The sequence below is a fragment of the Serratia sp. K-E0102 genome, from assembly GCF_029962625.1.
GTDB lineage: Bacteria > Pseudomonadota > Gammaproteobacteria > Enterobacterales > Enterobacteriaceae > Serratia > Serratia sarumanii.
In genome coordinates, this window is the sequence record NZ_CP124754.1 from 1042703 (window position 1) to 1059733 (window position 17031).

The 17031-nt window shown below is 60.6% G+C and carries 20 protein-coding genes and 1 other RNA gene; 18 read left to right on the forward strand and 3 right to left on the reverse strand.

Annotated features, from left to right (window positions below; all coding sequences use genetic code 11):
- Positions 1 to 17 precede the first annotated feature (17 nt).
- A complete protein-coding gene (amtB, locus tag SSARUM2_RS04825; RefSeq protein WP_004940322.1) occupies positions 18 to 1304 on the forward strand; it encodes an ammonium transporter AmtB in 1287 nt (428 codons plus the stop codon).
- A gap of 90 nt (positions 1305 to 1394) precedes the next feature.
- On the opposite strand, the gene tesB is transcribed toward amtB, so the two are convergent.
- Positions 1395 to 2258, reverse strand: a complete 864-nt coding sequence (tesB, locus tag SSARUM2_RS04830) for an acyl-CoA thioesterase II (protein ID WP_004940320.1) — start codon at positions 2256 to 2258, stop codon at positions 1395 to 1397.
- A 231-nt stretch (positions 2259 to 2489) separates the two neighbouring features.
- Between tesB and SSARUM2_RS04835 the strand changes: the two genes are divergently transcribed.
- Positions 2490 to 2981, forward strand: coding sequence for a YbaY family lipoprotein (locus SSARUM2_RS04835; RefSeq protein ID WP_016928846.1), 492 nt, complete (start codon positions 2490 to 2492; stop codon positions 2979 to 2981).
- 64 nt (positions 2982 to 3045) lie between these two features.
- On the opposite strand, the gene SSARUM2_RS04840 is transcribed toward SSARUM2_RS04835, so the two are convergent.
- Positions 3046 to 3360, reverse strand: coding sequence for an MGMT family protein (locus SSARUM2_RS04840; protein ID WP_033647296.1), 315 nt, complete (start codon positions 3358 to 3360; stop codon positions 3046 to 3048).
- A gap of 156 nt (positions 3361 to 3516) precedes the next feature.
- Here SSARUM2_RS04840 and ffs point away from each other — a divergent pair.
- The 16 genes from ffs to SSARUM2_RS04920 all read left to right on the forward strand — a co-directional run bounded on the left by ffs (position 3517) and on the right by SSARUM2_RS04920 (position 16628).
- An RNA gene (gene ffs, locus SSARUM2_RS04845) (signal recognition particle sRNA small type) lies at positions 3517 to 3613 on the forward strand.
- 368 nt (positions 3614 to 3981) lie between these two features.
- Complete coding sequence (locus SSARUM2_RS04850) at positions 3982 to 4779, forward strand: winged helix-turn-helix domain-containing protein (RefSeq protein WP_041033661.1); 798 nt, start codon at positions 3982 to 3984, stop codon at positions 4777 to 4779.
- Positions 4764 to 5258, forward strand: coding sequence for a FidL-like protein (locus SSARUM2_RS04855; protein ID WP_049235187.1), 495 nt, complete (start codon positions 4764 to 4766; stop codon positions 5256 to 5258). The genes SSARUM2_RS04850 and SSARUM2_RS04855 overlap by 16 nt, the downstream gene beginning before the upstream one ends.
- 400 nt (positions 5259 to 5658) lie before the next feature.
- On the forward strand, positions 5659 to 6144 hold the full coding sequence (locus SSARUM2_RS04860; RefSeq protein ID WP_049235188.1) for a CadC family transcriptional regulator: 486 nt from the start codon (positions 5659 to 5661) through the stop codon (positions 6142 to 6144).
- 30 nt (positions 6145 to 6174) lie between these two features.
- Positions 6175 to 6678: a type II secretion system protein N gene (locus SSARUM2_RS04865; RefSeq protein ID WP_065404218.1), complete on the forward strand. Its 504-nt coding sequence runs from the start codon at positions 6175 to 6177 to the stop codon at positions 6676 to 6678.
- 126 nt (positions 6679 to 6804) lie between these two features.
- The gene (gene gspD / locus SSARUM2_RS04870) at positions 6805 to 8694 is read left to right on the forward strand and encodes a type II secretion system secretin GspD (protein ID WP_060439075.1); all 1890 of its coding nucleotides are present in this window, start codon (positions 6805 to 6807) and stop codon (positions 8692 to 8694) included.
- Positions 8691 to 10187 (forward strand): type II secretion system ATPase GspE, encoded by a 1497-nt coding sequence (gene gspE, locus SSARUM2_RS04875; protein ID WP_060439020.1) that lies wholly within the window; start codon positions 8691 to 8693, stop codon positions 10185 to 10187. Before gspD ends, gspE begins: the two co-directional genes overlap by 4 nt.
- Positions 10177 to 11388, forward strand: a complete 1212-nt coding sequence (gspF, locus tag SSARUM2_RS04880) for a type II secretion system inner membrane protein GspF (RefSeq protein WP_060439019.1) — start codon at positions 10177 to 10179, stop codon at positions 11386 to 11388. Before gspE ends, gspF begins: the two co-directional genes overlap by 11 nt.
- 11 nt (positions 11389 to 11399) lie before the next feature.
- Positions 11400 to 11864 carry a type II secretion system major pseudopilin GspG gene (gene gspG, locus SSARUM2_RS04885; RefSeq protein WP_052475389.1) on the forward strand — a complete coding sequence of 155 codons (465 nt, stop codon included), beginning with the start codon at positions 11400 to 11402 and terminating at the stop codon, positions 11862 to 11864.
- On the forward strand, positions 11861 to 12331 hold the full coding sequence (locus tag SSARUM2_RS04890; RefSeq protein ID WP_060439018.1) for a prepilin-type N-terminal cleavage/methylation domain-containing protein: 471 nt from the start codon (positions 11861 to 11863) through the stop codon (positions 12329 to 12331). The genes gspG and SSARUM2_RS04890 overlap by 4 nt, the downstream gene beginning before the upstream one ends.
- Positions 12315 to 12692: a type II secretion system minor pseudopilin GspI gene (gene gspI / locus SSARUM2_RS04895; protein ID WP_223307169.1), complete on the forward strand. Its 378-nt coding sequence runs from the start codon at positions 12315 to 12317 to the stop codon at positions 12690 to 12692. The genes SSARUM2_RS04890 and gspI overlap by 17 nt, the downstream gene beginning before the upstream one ends.
- Positions 12689 to 13300 (forward strand): type II secretion system minor pseudopilin GspJ, encoded by a 612-nt coding sequence (gene gspJ / locus SSARUM2_RS04900; RefSeq protein WP_060439017.1) that lies wholly within the window; start codon positions 12689 to 12691, stop codon positions 13298 to 13300. Before gspI ends, gspJ begins: the two co-directional genes overlap by 4 nt.
- Positions 13297 to 14199, forward strand: a complete 903-nt coding sequence (gene gspK / locus SSARUM2_RS04905) for a type II secretion system minor pseudopilin GspK (RefSeq protein WP_060439016.1) — start codon at positions 13297 to 13299, stop codon at positions 14197 to 14199. Before gspJ ends, gspK begins: the two co-directional genes overlap by 4 nt.
- Positions 14200 to 14202: 3 nt before the next feature.
- Positions 14203 to 15333, forward strand: coding sequence for a type II secretion system protein GspL (gspL, locus tag SSARUM2_RS04910; RefSeq protein ID WP_060439015.1), 1131 nt, complete (start codon positions 14203 to 14205; stop codon positions 15331 to 15333).
- Positions 15330 to 15776, forward strand: a complete 447-nt coding sequence (gene gspM, locus SSARUM2_RS04915) for a type II secretion system protein GspM (RefSeq protein WP_060439014.1) — start codon at positions 15330 to 15332, stop codon at positions 15774 to 15776. The genes gspL and gspM overlap by 4 nt, the downstream gene beginning before the upstream one ends.
- 36 nt (positions 15777 to 15812) lie before the next feature.
- The gene (locus SSARUM2_RS04920) at positions 15813 to 16628 is read left to right on the forward strand and encodes an A24 family peptidase (protein ID WP_060439013.1); all 816 of its coding nucleotides are present in this window, start codon (positions 15813 to 15815) and stop codon (positions 16626 to 16628) included.
- On the opposite strand, the gene gspS is transcribed toward SSARUM2_RS04920, so the two are convergent.
- A complete protein-coding gene (gene gspS, locus SSARUM2_RS04925) occupies positions 16625 to 16987 on the reverse strand; it encodes a type II secretion system pilot lipoprotein GspS (RefSeq protein ID WP_060452704.1) in 363 nt (120 codons plus the stop codon). The two genes, SSARUM2_RS04920 and gspS, sit on opposite strands and share 4 nt — an antisense overlap.
- Positions 16988 to 17031: the final 44 nt, after the last annotated feature.

Sequence of the window (17031 nt, forward strand, 5' to 3'; positions counted from 1 at the left end):
GATGGGGATGATTGATAATGAAAAGACTGTTATCCATGTTGGGCCTGAGTTCGGTAACCCTGGTTCCTTCTTTGGCCCTGGCCGCTCCGGCGGTCGCTGATAAGGCCGACAACGCCTTTATGATGATCTGCACCGCGTTGGTGCTGTTCATGACGCTGCCCGGCATCGCGCTGTTTTACGGCGGCCTGCTGCGCGGCAAAAACGTGCTGTCGATGCTGACGCAGGTCACCGTCACCTTCGCGCTGGTTTGCGTGCTGTGGGTGCTGTATGGCTACAGCCTGGCGTTCAGCGAGGGCAATGCGGTGTTCGGCGGGTTCGAGACGGCGATGCTGAAAGGCATCGGTATCGACAGCGTCACCGGCAGCATCAGCCAGATGATCCACGTCGCCTTCCAGGCCTCCTTCGCCTGTATCACCGTGGCGCTGGTGGTGGGCGGCTTCGCCGAACGCATTCGCTTCTCGGCGGTGCTGATCTTCGCGATCCTGTGGTTCACGTTGTCTTACCTGCCGATCGCGCACATGGTGTGGGGCGGCGGCTACCTGGCCGCCGACGGCGCATTGGACTTCGCCGGCGGCACCGTGGTGCACATCAACGCCGCCAGCGCCGGGTTGATCGGCGCCTACCTGATCGGCAAGCGCGCCGGCTTCGGTAAAGAGGCCTTCAAACCGCACAACCTGCCGATGGTGTTTACCGGGGCGTCGATCCTGTATATCGGCTGGTTCGGCTTTAACGCCGGCTCCGCCAGCGCGGCCAACGGCATTGCGGCCCTGGCATTCCTCAACACCGTGGTTGCCACCGCGGGCGCCATTCTCTCCTGGACCTTCGCCGAATGGGTGCTGCGTGGCAAGCCTTCGCTGCTGGGCGCCTGCTCCGGCATGATCGCCGGGTTGGTTGCGGTGACGCCGGCGGCGGGCACCGTGGGCGTGGGCGGGGCGTTGATCATCGGCCTGGTGGGCGGCGTCGCCGGTCTGTGGGGCGTCGTAACGCTGAAAAAATGGCTGAAAGTGGACGACACCTGCGACGTATTCGGCGTGCACGGGGTGTGCGGCATCGTCGGCTGCCTGCTGACGGGCGTGTTCACCGCCTCTTCACTGGGCGGCACCGGCTACGCCGAAGGCGTGACGATGGGCCACCAGGTCTGGATCCAGCTGGTGAGCGTGCTGATCACGCTGGTGTGGTCGAGCGTCGCCGCCTTTATCGCCTTCAAGATCGCGGGCGCCATGGTGGGGCTGAGAGTGCCGGAAGAGCAGGAACGCGAGGGGCTGGATGTCAACAGCCACGGCGAGAGCGCCTACAACCAATAAGACTCGAAGCAGGGCAGTGCGCTAAAGACTAAAATAATGATGAAGCCAAAAGGGGCGATGGAAACATCGCCCCTTTCTTTATATTGCGGATCAGGCGTCGCGCTGGCGAATCACCCCTTCCTGCACGGTGGTGGCGACCAGTACGCCGTCGCGGGTATAGATCTGGCCGCGCACAAAGCCCCGTGCGCCGGAGGCGGAGGAGCTCTCCACCGCGTACAGCAGCCAGTCATCCATGCGGAACGGACGGTGGAACCACATCGAGTGGTCAATGGTGGCCACCTGCATGCCCGGCTCGAGGAAGCCGACGCCGTGCGGCTGCAGCGCCGTCGGCAGGAAGTTAAAGTCCGACGCGTAGCCCAGCAGATATTGGTGGATGCGTTGATCGTCCGGCATGCTGCCGTTGGCGCGGAACCACACGTAGCGATGCGGTTCTTCCACGCTGCCTTTCAGCGGGTTGTGGAATTTCACCGGGCGCATTTCGATCGGCTTCTGGCCGATAAATTTTTCGCGCACTTTTTCCGGCAGCATATGCGCCAGTTTCTGGGCGATCTCTGACTCGGACAGCAGCCCTTCCGGCGGCGGCACGTCCGGCATCAGGTTCTGATGCTCGAAACCCGCTTCCGGGCTCTGGAAGGAAGCGGTCATATAGAAGATAGGTTTGCCGTGCTGGATGGCGCTGACGCGGCGCGCGCTGAAACTGTTGCCGTCGCGCAGGGTTTCCACGTCGTAAACGATAGGCTTGCTGCTGTCGCCTGGGCGCAGGAAGTAACTGTGGAACGAATGCACGCTGCGTTCGTCCGGCACCGTCTGTTTGGCTGCGTACAGCGCCTGGCCGACCACTTGCCCGCCGAACACCTGGCGCAGCCCCAGATCTTCACTCTGGCCGCGGAACAGCCCTTCTTCGATTTTCTCCAGATCCAGCAGATCGAGGAGGTTTTGCAATGCCTGGCTCATAAAGTTATTACCTTTCTAATAATCATTTTGCGCAGTGTGCGGAATATCACGGCGCGGCGTCAACATTTTGCGTTAAAGGGCCGATGAGAATGCTCTTAATCGTGGACGCCTTGGGTTGTTTAAGTGATTAATAGGCGGGGCAAAGTGGATTTATCAGTGTTTTGTGCTAGGTTTAATAGGTGAGGTGGTGAAAGCCACCAACATGTTGATAATAAAAAAGGAGACCGATCCATGAAACTCTGGCAAATCGTAGGCGGTGCTGCGGCACTGACGATCACGCTGGCGGGATGCGCGCAAAAGAGTGCTGATGTGCCTACCCAGGCGGCCGGTAACCCGGCGGCTGCGCAAACGCAGATTCAGGGCCCGGCGGTGACAGGTTCGGTTAATATACGTCAGCGCATTGCGCTGCCGCCGGACGCCGTACTGACGGTCACCCTCTCTGATGCCTCGCTGGCAGATGCGCCGTCCAAAGTGATTGCACAGCGCGCGGTACGTACTGAAGGGCAGCAGGCGCCATTCAGCTTTACGCTGCCGTACAACCCGTCCGACATCCAACCGAATGCGCGTATCATTCTGAGCGCGGCGGTGACGGTCAACGGGCGACTGATGTTTATTACCGACACCATCCAGGAAGTGGTTAACCGCAACGGCACCCGTGCCGATCTGCTGCTGGTGCCGGTTCAGGGTGTGCCGATTCAGGCTGCGCCAACCGCCATGCAGTAAGCTTACTGCGGTACAGCAAGATGAAATCAGCAGCCTTTGCGCTTCGGCCAAAGGCTGTTTTGTTTTACCAGCGCCAGCCGTAGCGATCGAAATCGACCGTGCTGTGCGGGCCGAAAATAATCCCCTCCGCCAGCAATGCCTGCCGTTGCCGTTGAAAATCCTCCCCCTGCTGCGAGATCTGTCCGTGCCGGTTGATCACCCGGTGCCAGGGCAGCGTGCTGCCTTCCGGCAAACGCCGCAGCACGCCCCCGACCTGACGCGCGGCGCGCGGCGAGCCGGCCAGCCGGGCGACTTCGCCGTAGGTGGTGACTTTGCCGAACGGGATGGCGGCCACGATATGGAAAACCCGCTGGCTGAAAGAGGCGTCTTCTGGTTGCATATTGCTGTTCCTGCGTGACTCAAAACCCAGGCGAAGAGTGTGCCACAGCGCAGGTGGGTAAGAAAACAGCGGTTAACCCCGGTTGGCTTGCTATTTGATGGGGCATCGCCGATAATGCCCACCGCTTCGGAGTACAGAAGCCGTCAATGGGGGCCCTGTTGGTTCTCCCGCAACACTAACTTGTGAACTCGGTCAGGTCCGGAAGGAAGCAGCCGCAGCAGGTGACGTGTGTGCCGGGATGTAGCTGGCAGGGTCCCCACCCATTTTGCGGCCCGCAAAATGCTTATCCCCGTTATTCCTCATGTCGACAAGCTGCGCAAGCGTCATTTCGCACGCCGCGAGCGTGAATCTTTTCCTCTGCGCCGTTTTTGCCCTTCTCCTCCCGTGACCAAATGTATTGTTGCCAACAGATCCGATGACGGTGAAAAAATAGCGTTTATATCGTTATTTGTGGGACAAATAATGACGCAGGGATAGGGAAAATTCTTAAAGTTGCACGCCTGTTGGGATGGCGTTAGTATGGTTTATTCTCGTTGCGAAAAAACTATCCGCGCTTCGCGGCGGTCGACGAACTGGCTGAATAAGTTTAAATAATAACCCGTGTGCGCTGTCAGGCTGAACATGATTTATATCATTGATAAAGATATTACATTTAACACTGAAAACGGTTCATTGAAGAGTATAAAGAAGGGACGGGAAGTTTTCTTATCCAGCGTCAATTCGAGAGTATTCAAATGCTTGCTCGAGCATGGCCACGAGGCGGTAAGCCGGGAAACGCTGTTGCAACAGGTTTGGAGCGATCACGGCTTGAGCGCTTCTTCCGCGACGTTAAATCAATATATCAGCCTGACGCGGCGGGCCTTGACGTCTGTCGGTTTCAACGAGCGCCTGATCGTTACCCTCTCTAAAAAGGGGTATAGACTCAATAGAATAATATCGATAGAGCGGCTGCGGATTGATTTGCCTGAGCCTCCCCACGCCGCGGACGTTCCCACTACATCGCCCGCATCCGCCGCGGCGTCAAAAAATACCCACCATTATTTTTTTATTCTGCTGCGCAGCTTATCGATCGTCGTGCCATTATCTTTTCTGGCGCTGTGCTTCATCTATTACAAACATCATCGCGACAGTGAAAAGAAGCAGGTATTGTCTTACGTCGGTACGGTGAACGGCTGCCCGATCTACTATGCCGGCCATTTTTTGGAGAATCATCAGGACGACTATTTGCAGTTCTTGATCCGTAAGGATCTTTATGGCCAGCGTTGCCGCCCCGGTGAGATTATCATCACCAAGGTTAACCGTTCTCATAATGCCAGTGAAGACAGCGGACGCCAGTTTATCGCCAAATGCACGAAGGACAGTGCGGCCGTTTTGCATAATTGTGAGAGCGAGTACATCCGGGCATGGAAAAAAAGTTAAATATCTTGTCAGCCACGCTGGTCGGCCTGTGCGTGTTGACCGGCAGCGTGGTGTATTCCCTGGTGCGCAGCCATCATGGCTTCGGCGATTTGTCCTGCGAAGCGAACGCCACGTTTAATTATTTCAATTCGCTGGACGCGCAGGCGGCGCACGATGAAATCCAGCTGTCGCTAAAAATAAACTACATCTTTTTGTCCGGCGATAAGGGCGTGATGATGCTGTCGGGCCTGGCCAACGATGGCGAAGAGAAGTATTTCGTCAACCGACGGGTTAACTTCAGCTACGTCTCGCAAGGCAGTTTTTATCGCTTCCACTATGGCGAGGTGAATTATTCGCCGCGTGATACCTTGCCGGACGAGGTGTATACTTACTTTTTCAGCACTGAATCGACGTTTTATCATATTCGCAGCGTGGATAAGAATACGTTGATGTTTAGCGATGCCTACTCGCCGATGTTTTTATGCAATATTGAATCCTGATGTGCATGTTATTTTTATATGGGGTTAAGGTGTATTCTGGTTACCTTTTATATCCTCGGGCCCTGCCTTTTCCGCACACGGCTAATAACATGGGTTATTATGCGTGAATGCCTATTTTTTCATTGTTAATCAAATTTAATGGTGATCTAGCTATTTTATAAAAATGGCTATCATCATGTTTTTAAATGATTTAATGAATCTAAGGCGATGCGGTATGGCCATATTAATTTTATATTGTTTATTTTAAAGAAATAAGTTGCATGAATGTTTTTCGCATGATTAATTGAGGCCGCTCTTGAAACGGCGAACTATTAATTTTCATTGAAAATGCATCTCGCCGCATGCGTGCAAAGGTGATGGCACAAGAGTCTTTGGACTTCATTAAACTGATAGGCGAGAGATGGACATACATAACATTGCCCTGAACGAGACTCTGTTGGAAAATGAGTTGGTGATATTAAACAACAATGAAAAAACGCTGTTGTTTAAAAAAGAGAATGTGCTCATTGAAATGACCGAATTACAGCGGCGCTTCATGCTGTGCCTGTTGAGCGGTATTTATAAGAAGAACGACATTATTCGCGCGGTCTGGTTTTGCAATCATGAGACCATCAGCGACAACAATTATTATCAGATGATATTCCAATGCCGTTCTTTGCTCTCACGCCACGGTATTCCCGGCGAGGTGATCAAGACCATTCCCCGATTTGGCGTGATGCTGAGCTTTCAGGCCTGCGAGCGCGCGGCCGCTAATTTGCAGGAGGAATGCCCGTCGCCATCGGCTAATAAGCGCCGGCGAACGTGGTTGGACGCCGTGAATTATAAAGTGGCCCTGATCATCACGCTGCTGTTTTCTGTCGCGATGGTGGTCGGTATTTCCGCTTAGCGTTGACACCGTTGAATAACCGGGGGGCACGTGAGCAAGCGGTTGACAGACCTTCTTATTCTACTTTTCTGCCTGATAAATCTGGCATTCATGCTCCAGCTGGGATGGCGAATGGTGGCCGGGGATGGCGCGCCCGTTGAGCCGAGCCGTGAAAACGCGCGCGGGCCGGTGCGTCATAGTGTCTTTCCTCAGGAAGATGACATCGGAAAAATTAATGACGCGCACTGGTTTGGCAGCTATCAAGCGGCGAAAAACGGCGAAAAGGCGCACGGGTATAAAGTCGGCGAATGGGCGATCGGTGCCGAGCTGCTGGCTAACGCGCCGGAAGCCGCAGCGCTCGGCAAGATAGCCGGCCTGCTGTTCAGCGACAACGCCAAAAAAAGCCTGGTCATCGTCGAGCATGGCGGCAAGCAAACCGGTTATGGCGTTGGCGACCGTCTGGCCGGCAGCAATGCCGTTATCGTGCGGATAGTGAAAAATAAAATACTGCTCGATGAAAACGGCTATTACGCCACGCTGACGTTTAAAGAGTAGCCGGCGCGCCGTTTCGGCGCGGGGTGTTTCATAGCATAAGGCGACATTGTGATTACGCATTTCATTTATCGTTCTGGCCCAGGCTGGAGCGCCGGCTTATGGCGCGCATTAGCGGCGGCGGCCGTCATGATCGCGCTGGGCGGCGTGGCGCGCGCGGAGCAATTCTCTGCCAATTTCAAAGGCACGGACATTCAGGAATTTATCAATACGGTCAGTAAAAACCTGGGCAAAACCATCATTATCGATCCGGCGGTGAAAGGTAAGGTCACGGTGCGCAGCTACGAACAGCTCGACGAGAAACAGTATTACCAGTTCTTTCTCAACGTGCTGGACGTCCATGGCTATACGGTCATCGGCATGCCCAACAACGTCCTGAAGGTGATTGCCGCCAAAGAGGGAAAAAGAGCCGCGCTGGCGCAAAACGGCGCAGAGGCGATCGCCGAAGGGGATGAGGTGGTGATGCGCGTGGTGCCGCTGCGCAATATCGCGGCCAAGGACGTTTCGCCGATATTGCGCCAGCTTAACGACAGCATCGGCGTGGGCAGCGTGGCGCATTACGAGCAGGGCAACGCGCTGTTGATCACCGGGCGGGCCAGCGTGGTCAACGGCCTGCTCGAGCTGGTCAGGGAGATGGATCAGGACGACGGCAATCGGGTCGAGACCCTCGCGCTGAAGCATGCGGCGGCGCCGGAGATCGCGCGCATGGTGAATGAACTGTTTCGCGAAGAGGGCAAGCGGCGTACGGCCGGCGCGAGCTCGCTGCGGCTGGTGGCGGATGAGCGAACCAACAGCGTGATGATCGCCGGGGACGATCGGGCCCGCGAACACGCCAAAGAACTGATTGATCAGCTGGATAACAAGAGCGTCACCCAGGGCAATACCCAGGTTATTCCGCTCAAATACGCCAAGGCGCAGAGCCTGGTCGAGGTATTGACCGGCGTGAGTGCAGGCCTGCAAAACGAGAAAGAGAGCGCCGCCGCCAACGTGGCGCTGCTGAAAAACGTGGTGCTCAAGGCCGATGAGCAGACCAATGCGCTGATCATCACCGCCGCGCCGGACGTGATGCGCGATCTGGAGGCGGTGGTCGCCAAGCTCGACGTGCGCCGCGCGCAGGTGCTGGTCGAAGCGGTGATCGTCGAAGTGCAGGATGGGCAGGGGCTGAACATCGGCGTGCAGTGGGCCAACAAATACGGCGGCGGCACGCAGTTCGCCGGCTCGGCGCCCGGGGTGTCGGCGGGGTTCGAAAACGGCATGAGCGACGTGTTCGGCAAGGCCAACGGCCTGATGACCGGTTTCTACAGCGGTAACTGGGGCGTATTGCTGTCCGCCATCGCCAGCAACAACCAAAACAATATCCTGGCCACGCCGAGCATCGTCACGCTGGATAACGCCGAGGCGGAGTTCAGCGTCGGGCAGGATGTGCCGATCCTGACCGGTTCGCAAACCACCAACAGCGATAACGTCTTCAACACCGTGTCGCGCAAGACGGTGGGGATCAAACTCAAGGTCAAACCGCAGATTAACCAGGGCCAGTCCGTGTTGCTGCAGATCGAACAGGAGGTCTCCAGCGTTGCCGACAGCGCCGGCGCCACGCCGGATTCGCTGGGGGCGACCTTCAATATCCGCACGGTCAACAACACGGTGCTGGTGGACAGCGGCGAAACCGTGGTGGTGGGCGGCCTGTTGGACAAGTCCAACTCGGAGCTGGAGAGCAGCGTGCCGATCCTCGGCAAGATCCCGCTGGTGGGGGCGCTGTTTCGCTCGACCGCCACCAAAGCGAGCAAGCGCAATTTGATGCTGTTTATCCGCCCGACCATCATTCGCAGCACTGAGGGATATGCCCGGCAGAGCCAACGCAAGTTAGGCAAGTTCGACGCCGAGCAGCAGGACGATCGTGAGCTGAATGACGCGCTGCGCGGCGAGATCGCCGGCGATAAGAAGGCGCTCGACAATCGGGCGTTTCTCGCCACCGTTGCCAGTATCGACGCGTTTTATCCGCGGGGAGCCCGCCCGTGAAGCGCCATTCCGCGGGGCCGCTGCTGCCTTTCGCCTGGGCGCGCCAGCATGGCGTGCTGGCCGTCGATGGGCAGAGCGGCATCCAAATGTATTGCCACCCTGAAACGAGCCACGCAGGGTTGATGGAGGCCTACCGCTGCCTGCCCGGCGAGCCGGCGCTGGCCCGGCTGGAGGTGGAGGCTTTTGATCAACGGCTGGTGGCGCACTACCAGCAGGAAAGCGGCCAGGCGCAGAAAATGATCGACGACCTGGGCGGCGAACTGGATTTTTACGCGCTGGCCGAGGAGCTGCCGCAGCAGCAAGACCTGTTGGACGAACAGGACGATGCGCCGATTATCCGCCTGATCAACGCCTTACTGAGCGAGGCGATCAAAGAGCGCGCCTCCGATATCCACATCGAAACCTACGAGAGCGAGCTGGTGATCCGCTTTCGCATCGACGGCGCGCTGCGGCGGATTCTGGCGCCGCAGCGCAAGCTGGCGGCGCTGCTGGTGTCGCGCATCAAGGTGATGTCGAAGCTGGATATCGCCGAGAAGCGCGTGCCGCAGGACGGGCGCATGGCGCTGAAGGTCGGCGGGCGGGCGATCGACGTGCGGGTGTCGGTGATGCCGGCCAGCCACGGTGAGCGCGTGGTCATGCGCCTGTTGGACAAACAGGGCGTGCGGCTCGAACTGCCCAGCCTGGGTATGGCGCCGGCGCACCAGCAGGCGTTGCTGCGCCTGATCCGCCAGCCGCACGGCATCATTTTGGTCACCGGGCCGACCGGCTCCGGCAAGAGCACCACGCTCTATACCTTGCTGAGCCAGATCAACGATGAACAGCGCAACATCATGACGATCGAAGATCCCGTCGAGTATGAGTTGGCCGGCATTGCGCAGACGCAGGTGAATCCCAAGGTGGACATGACCTTCGCGCGCGGGCTGCGCGCGCTGTTGCGGCAGGATCCCGATGTGGTGCTGATCGGCGAGATCCGCGACGGCGAAACGGCGCAGATCGCGGTGCAGGCCTCATTGACCGGGCATTTGGTGCTGTCGACCCTGCATACCAACACGGCGATCGGCGCCGTGACCCGGCTGCGGGACATGGGGGTCGAACCGTTTCTGCTTTCGAGTTCGCTCAGCGGCGTGTTGGCGCAGCGCCTGGTGCGTCGGCTGTGCCCGCAGTGCCGCGAGCCCTATGCGCTGTCTGACGCGCAGCGGCGCCTGCTGGGGCTGCCACCGACGCAGGCGGTGACCTGCTGGCGCCCGTTGGGGTGCGAGGCCTGCGGCGGGCAGGGATATCACGGTCGAATCGGCTTGCACGAACTGTTGGTGCTGGATGAACCGATGCGCATGGCGATCCATCGCGGTGACGGCGAGCTGGACATCGCGAAACTGGCCGCCGAACGCTACCTGCCGCTGCGCCAGGATGGGATCGCCAAAATGCGCGCCGGGGAGACCAGCCTGGAGGAAGTGCTGCGGGTGACGCGCGAAGGGGACGGCGATGAAGTTTGATTATCGCGCCTGCGACCGAGAGGGGCGCGCCCAGCGCGGCGTGTTGGAGGCGGATTCTCTGCGCCACGCCCGCGATCGGCTGCGTGAAAAGGGGTGGCAGGTGCTGGCGGTGCAAGCGCGCGGGCGGCCCGCTTTCGCCGGCATGTTTGCCGGCCGCTGGATGAGCGGCGTGAGCAGCGGCGATGTGGCGCTGTTGACCCGGCAGCTGGCGACGCTGCTCTCCGCTGCGCTGCCGCTCGAGGAAGCGTTGATGGCGGTGGCGCGGCAAACGGAGAAAAAAGGCCTGCAGGCGGCGTTGGCTCAGGTGCGGCAGCGCATTCTGGAGGGCTTCCCGCTGGCGCAGGCTCTAGGGCAGCATCCGCGAATTTTTGACCGTCTCTACTGCGCCATGGTGGCGGCCGGTGAGATTTCCGGCCATCTGGCGCCGGTGCTGGAGCGGCTGGCCGACTACGTCGAACAGCGCCAGCAAATGAAGAACAAGATCGTGCAGGCGCTGGTGTACCCGATGGTGCTGACGGCGGTGGCGATCGGCGTGGTGGCGATCCTGTTGACGGCGGTGGTGCCGAAGGTGATCGAACAGTTTGTGCATATGAAACAGACCTTGCCGCTGTCGACCCGGATGCTGCTCGGCGCCAGCGACGGGCTGCGCCAATGGGGGGCATTGGCGCTGATGTTGGCGCTGGCGAGTCTCGGCGCTTTCCGCTATCGCCTGCGGGATCCGGCGCGGCGCGTGCGCTGGCATGCGTTCATCCTGCGGTTGCCGGTGGTCGGCAAGCTGTCGCTGGCGGTGAATACGGCGCGCTACGCCAAAACGCTGAGCATTTTGAACGCCAGCGCGGTGCCGTTGCTGGAGGCGATGCGCATCAGCGCCGGCGTGTTGGGCAACGACGCCGCCCGCGAACGGCTGCTGGCGGCGATGGAGCGGGTGCGGGAGGGCGAAGGGTTATCGCCGTCGCTCGAGGGCACCGCGCTGTTCTCGCCGATGATGCGGCACATGATCATGTCCGGCGAGCGCAGCGGTGAGCTGGACATGATGCTCGAGCGGGCGGCGGCTATGCAGCAGGAGGCCTTCAGCCGGCAAATCACGCTGGCGCTGGGGCTGTTCGAGCCTTTATTGGTGATCGCGATGGCCGGTTCGGTGCTGTTCATCATTTTGGCCATCCTGCAGCCGATATTGCAGCTCAATAATATGGTCGGCTAATCATGCCGTTAATGGAGAGTAAAGTGAGTCATATCAGCAAGATACGCAGGTCGCGGCAGCGAGGGTTTACGCTGCTGGAAATCATGGTGGTGATCGTCATTCTGGGGCTGTTGGCCAGCCTGACCATTCCAAGCCTGATGGGAAACAAAGAGAAGGCCGATCGGCAAAAGGCCGCCAGCGATATCGTGGCGCTGGAGAATGCGCTGGATATGTACAAGCTGGATAACGGGCGTTATCCCAGCGCGGAGCAGGGGCTGGCGGCGCTGGTGACCCGGCCGGTGCTGGCGCCGATCCCGAGGAATTATCCCGAAGACGGCTATATTCGCCGGTTGCCGCAAGATCCCTGGGGGCAGGAGTACCGTCTGCGCAACCCGGGGCGCCACGGCAAGCTGGACGTGTTTTCTCTGGGGCCGGACGGCGTTGCCGACACCGATGACGACATCGGCAACTGGGTGGCCGACGCCGACGCGCCATGAGGCGCATACGCGGCTTTACGCTGCTGGAGATCATGCTGGTATTGCTGTTGCTGGGAGTGACCAGCGGCCTGGTGATGCTGAGTTTTCCTGCGGATGAGAAGCCGCTGGCGCGGCAGGGGGAGCGGCTGAACCATTGGCTGTATGCCCTCGCCGAGCGGGCCGAACGTGAAGGGGTGAGTTATGGCGTGGCGTTCGCCAGCGGCGGTTGGCGCAGCGTCGTCGCCGAAGAGGGGCGGGATGAATACGTTTTGCCGGAGGGCATCGCGCTGCGGCTGAGCGTTGAAGGGCAAACCGTCACGCTTGACGACGCGGCGGCGCAGATGCCGCAGGTGTGGCTGTATCCGGGGGGCGAAACCACCGCGTTCAGCGTGGCGCTGTCGCAGGGCAAGTGCCAGTGGCGATTGCAGGCACCCGGTTACTTCGTATTTGAAACGACGGATATTCGTTGCGATGACGCGGAAAATTAAACGCCAGCGGGGTATGACGCTGCTGGAGGTAATGGTGGCCTTGATGATCTTCGCCATCGGCTGCCTGGCGCTGATCAACAGCACCGGCGGCCAGGTGCGCAGCCTGAGCGCGATCGAAGCCAAGACCGTTGCGCTGTGGGTGGCGGACAACCAGTTGACGCTGCTGCAGCTCGACCCGTATCCGCCGACGCTGGCCTGGCATTCGGGCACTGCGGCGATGGCCGGTGAAACCTGGCACTGGCGCTATCGCGGGCAGGAGACCAGCGACGCCGGAATGCGGGCGATCGCGATTGAAGTCCGGCGCGATCCGCAGGATCGCAACGCGCTGGTGGAGATGCTGGCCTACAGGGCACTGCCATGAAACGCGGTTCGCAATGCGGTTTTACGCTGGTGGAAATGCTGCTGGCCATCGCCCTGTTCGCCATGCTGTTGCTCACCGCGCTGGCGGTCTTTAGGGGCGTGCTGAAAAGCGATGAAATCACCCGGCGCAAATCGACGCAGCTGACCCAGCTGCAACGGGCGCTGGCGATCGTCGAACGCGATTTCACTCATGCGCAGGCGCGGGCGCCGATTGGCGATAAGCGCTTGCCGGCGGTGCCGGAGTTCGCGGTGCGGCAGACGGTGGGCGAGGACGCGGATATACAGCTGCTGCTGATCCGAAACGGCTGGCCGAATCCACACGCTCGGCTGCCGCGCGCCACGCTGGAGCGGGTGGTGTATCGCTACCGGCAGGGGCGGCTCGAGCGTCTCAGCTATCCGAGTTTGGACAGCCCGCAGGCGGCGGCGCGCAGCGTGCTGCTGCTGCCGGAGGTGACGCGGTTCCGCCTGCGTTTTTACCTGCAGGGCGAATGGTTGACGGCCTGGCGCGCCAGCGGGCTGCTGCCGCAGGCGGTGGAGATCGTCGTCGAAACCCCCGCGCTGGGGGAGGTGCGCCGCATCGTCACGGTGCCCGCCGCGAGGCCATCATGAAAAAACAACGCGGTATGGCGCTGTTGATGGTGCTGCTGCTGATGTCGCTGATGGCGATCGTGGCGATCAATATCAACGACAACTGGCAGCGTTCGCTGGCGCGCACCCAGTCTCAACAGGATCGGCTGAAGGCCAAATGGCTGCTGCTGGGCGGGGAGATCTACGCCCAACAGCGATTGCGTCAGGCGGGAGAGAAGCGCAAGGCCTGGGGAGCATCAGGAGCGGCGTTCAGTATGCGTACCGAAGAGGGGGAGGTGGCGATACGCCTGCGCCGCGTCGATGCCTGTTTCAACCTAAATGCCCTGATCCGCGCCGCCGGCCCAACGGAGGCCGGGGATAGCGAGGGGGTTCCCCCCAATAAGGAGAGGCGGATATTCATGCTGTTACTGAACAACCTGGGGATCGCCGACGCGCAGGCGGGCGCGATTGCCGAGGCCATCGTCGCCAGGGGCGATGACGAGGGGTATCTGATGGGGAATGTCAGCGAACTGCGGGAGCTGGCCGGCATCGATCGTGAGCTTTACCTGCGCCTGGCACCGCAGCTTTGTGCGGCGCCGGATGCCGAACTGCGCATCAACCCGGATGCCGTGAGCGAGGCGCAATTACCGCTGCTGCGGGCGATGCTGATGAACGCCCTGAGCGATGAACGGCTGCGGGCGCTGCTGGCGGCCCGTCCGCCGCAGGGCTGGCAGACGCTGGCGTTTTTGTCGCAGGAAAAAGCGCTGCAAGACTTGGGTGACGACGATCTCGGCGAGCGATTGACGTTCGACGATAGCCGCTGGATTGCGCAGCTGCAGCTGACGCTGAACGACGGGCGCTATCGGCTCGTCAGCGCGTTGCAACCGGGCCAGTCAGGCGTCACGGTCAGCGGACGCCTGTTCGACAGAGGGGAGGGGTAAAGGGTGGCGAATACAATCCTGCTTATCGCGCTGAGCGAGGACTTGATGGCCGATGTGCGCTGGGGCCGCGTCGGCGAGACGAGTTGCCGCTTTGGCGCCCACCTCGATCTGACCGAAGGCGGCGGCGAGTTGGCGGCCATGGCGCAGGGCAGCCGCGTCGTGGTGTTGGTGCCTGCCCGTCATGTGGCGCTGAGGCAAACGACATTCCAGGGCAAGGCCCGGCAGGCGACGCCGCTGGCGCTGGCCTTCGCCCATGAGGCCGGGTTATTGGCCGATGCTGAGCAGATGCACTGGGCGGTGCTGGACAAGGCGCAGCGCGATTTCACCCTCGCCGGCGTCGCGCTGACGCAGATGCAGGAATGGGTCGAGCGCCTGAGCGCCAGCGGCATTCGCGCCGATAAAATGCTGCCCGACGTGCTGGCATTGCCGCTGCCCGGCCAATGCAGCGCGCTGCATTGGCGCAACCACTGGTTGATCCGAACGGGAAGCGGGCAGGGAATGCAGCTGCCCGACGCCTGGCTGGGCTGCGCTTCACTGCCGACGCCGGACTGGTGTCTGCACCGCGGCGGGGAGGTTCCGGCGGGCTGGGAAGCGGCGCGCATTGACGAGGATCCGCTCTGGCGACTGGCGGAAGAGGCCTGGAACAGTACATTCACGCTGCTGCAGGGACGTTTCAAACCGAGCGTACGCTGGCCGCGCCGCCTGCCCGACAAGACCGCCTGCGCGCTGCTGTTGCTCAGCGGTTCGCTGCTGGTGGGCGGTTTGCATCACCAACAGATGGCCCGGCAGAACGAGAGCCAGATTGCGGCGCTCTCACGGCACCTGCTGCCGGGCCAGGCCGCGTCGGCGTTTGCCGAGCAGGCGGCGAAAGCGCGGGTGCGGCGTATGCAGGATGCCCTGAATGCGCCGCAGCTGTTCAGGCTGTTGCCCTACGCGGCCGGGGCGCTCGCGTTATGGGCGCCCCCGCAGCTGCAGGCACTGGCTTTCGACGCCGCCGACGATCGTCTGGTGGTGACGGTGAACAGAAACGACGTGCCGCTGCCGGCGCCGGTTAACGACGGCGAGGTCAGCATGGCGTTCAACGAAGGCGGTGCGTCCAACCAGGCGATCCTGACGGTGAGAGGTGAGCGATGAATATCGGGTGGCGCGATAAGGCGTTGCGGCGGGCGGTGCTGTTAAGCCTGTTGCTGCTGGCAGCCTGCGGCTACTGCCTGTATCAGTTTTCACAGGCGCAGAAAAGCGCACAGCGCCTGGCCGCGCTGCAGGGGCAGGCACGCGTCATCCAGCAACTGCAGGCGCGCTTGCCGCCGGATGCCGCTGCGCGCGAGCAACTGCCGGAGCGGCTGCGGCAGAGCGCGCAGGTGTTCCGCATCCCCATCGTCGCCCTGACGGAAAGTGATGCGCAGATGCAGGTGGGGCTGCCGCCCGTGCCGTTTGAAAGCCTGCTGTCGTGGCTGGCCGCCCTGCAGCGTGAGCATGGCATCCGCGTGCTGGCGCTCGCCGTGGAGCGCGCGGAGCAGGCGCCGGGCGTAGTGCAGGTCAACCTGCTGCGGGTAACGACGCAGCCGTCGATGTAACCAACGCGAAAGAATCATCAGGGATCAGAAAAAATCATGCTATTTGCTATAAACGCGGCGGCAGATGAACACTGGCTGTTATTTAGCGCCGTGTTGAGTCTGTGCGTCGGTAGTTTTATTAACGTAGTCGTTTATCGGCTGCCCATTATGCTTGAGCGCGAAATGGAAACGGCGCAGGCCGAGCGGTTCGATCTCTTTTGGCCGCGTTCATTCTGTCCGTCATGCACAAAAAAATTATCGGCGTTCGATAATATTCCTTTATTAAGTTGGCTGCTGTTGCGTGGCCGCTGTCGTTATTGCCGCCGTCCTATTGCCGTGCGTTATCCACTGCTGGAATTATTTCTGATGCTGATGGGGATAACGCTGGCCTGGCGGCTCGGCATCGGGGTGGATTGGTTTTTCATGCTGGCGTTGGTTGCGCTGTTGCTGGCGTTGGCGGCGATCGACAACCAATGTCAGCTGCTGCCGGATTGCCTGACGCTGTCGCTGCTGTGGATCGGCTTACTGTGGCATTGCCTGGCGCACCCGGCCTTTTTGCCGGCGGCGGTCATTGGCGCGATGGCGGGCTATCTGGCGCTCTGGCTATTGTATTGGGGATTTCGTTTGGCGACCGGCCGCGAGGGGCTGGGATACGGCGATTTCAAACTGTTGGCGGCGCTTGGCGCCTGGGGCGGTTATGCCGCTTTGCCGTCGATCCTGCTGTTCGCCTCCGCCGGCAGCCTGCTGTGGCTGTTGCTGCGCGCGTGGCGCGGCGGCGATGCGGTCCAACCCCTGCCCTTCGGGCCGGGGCTGGCGACGGCGGGCACCGGCGCGGTGGCCTGTCAGTGGCTTGCGCTGCCGATAGGGGGCTAACGCAGCTGGGCTAAAAAAGGCGCCAGCGAGCGGTTGAGTTCATGGCACTTTTCCTGCAGCGGCGTGGCGTCGGCCTCCAGCTGCGCGGCGACATGTTTACCCGCCGCAAGCAGTTGGGCGCGATTGAGCGCCGGCGTCCAATCTTTTTCCTTCGCTTCCTGCAGCGCCGCCGCCGCGAGCTTATCGCCGGCCGGAATATCGGTGCGGTTGCACCTGTCTCTTAGAAATTGACCGGCGCCGACCAGCGACGACAGCTGGTCGCGTTGGGTGGCGGCGTCAGGAGCCGATTTGGCGGCGTGCTGGCAGCCGGATAACAGCAGGGATGCCATGATCGCTGCGGCAATATTTTTCAATGTCACGTTATTTTCTCTGCGGTGTTGGTACGGTGTATTTATTTTCTTGC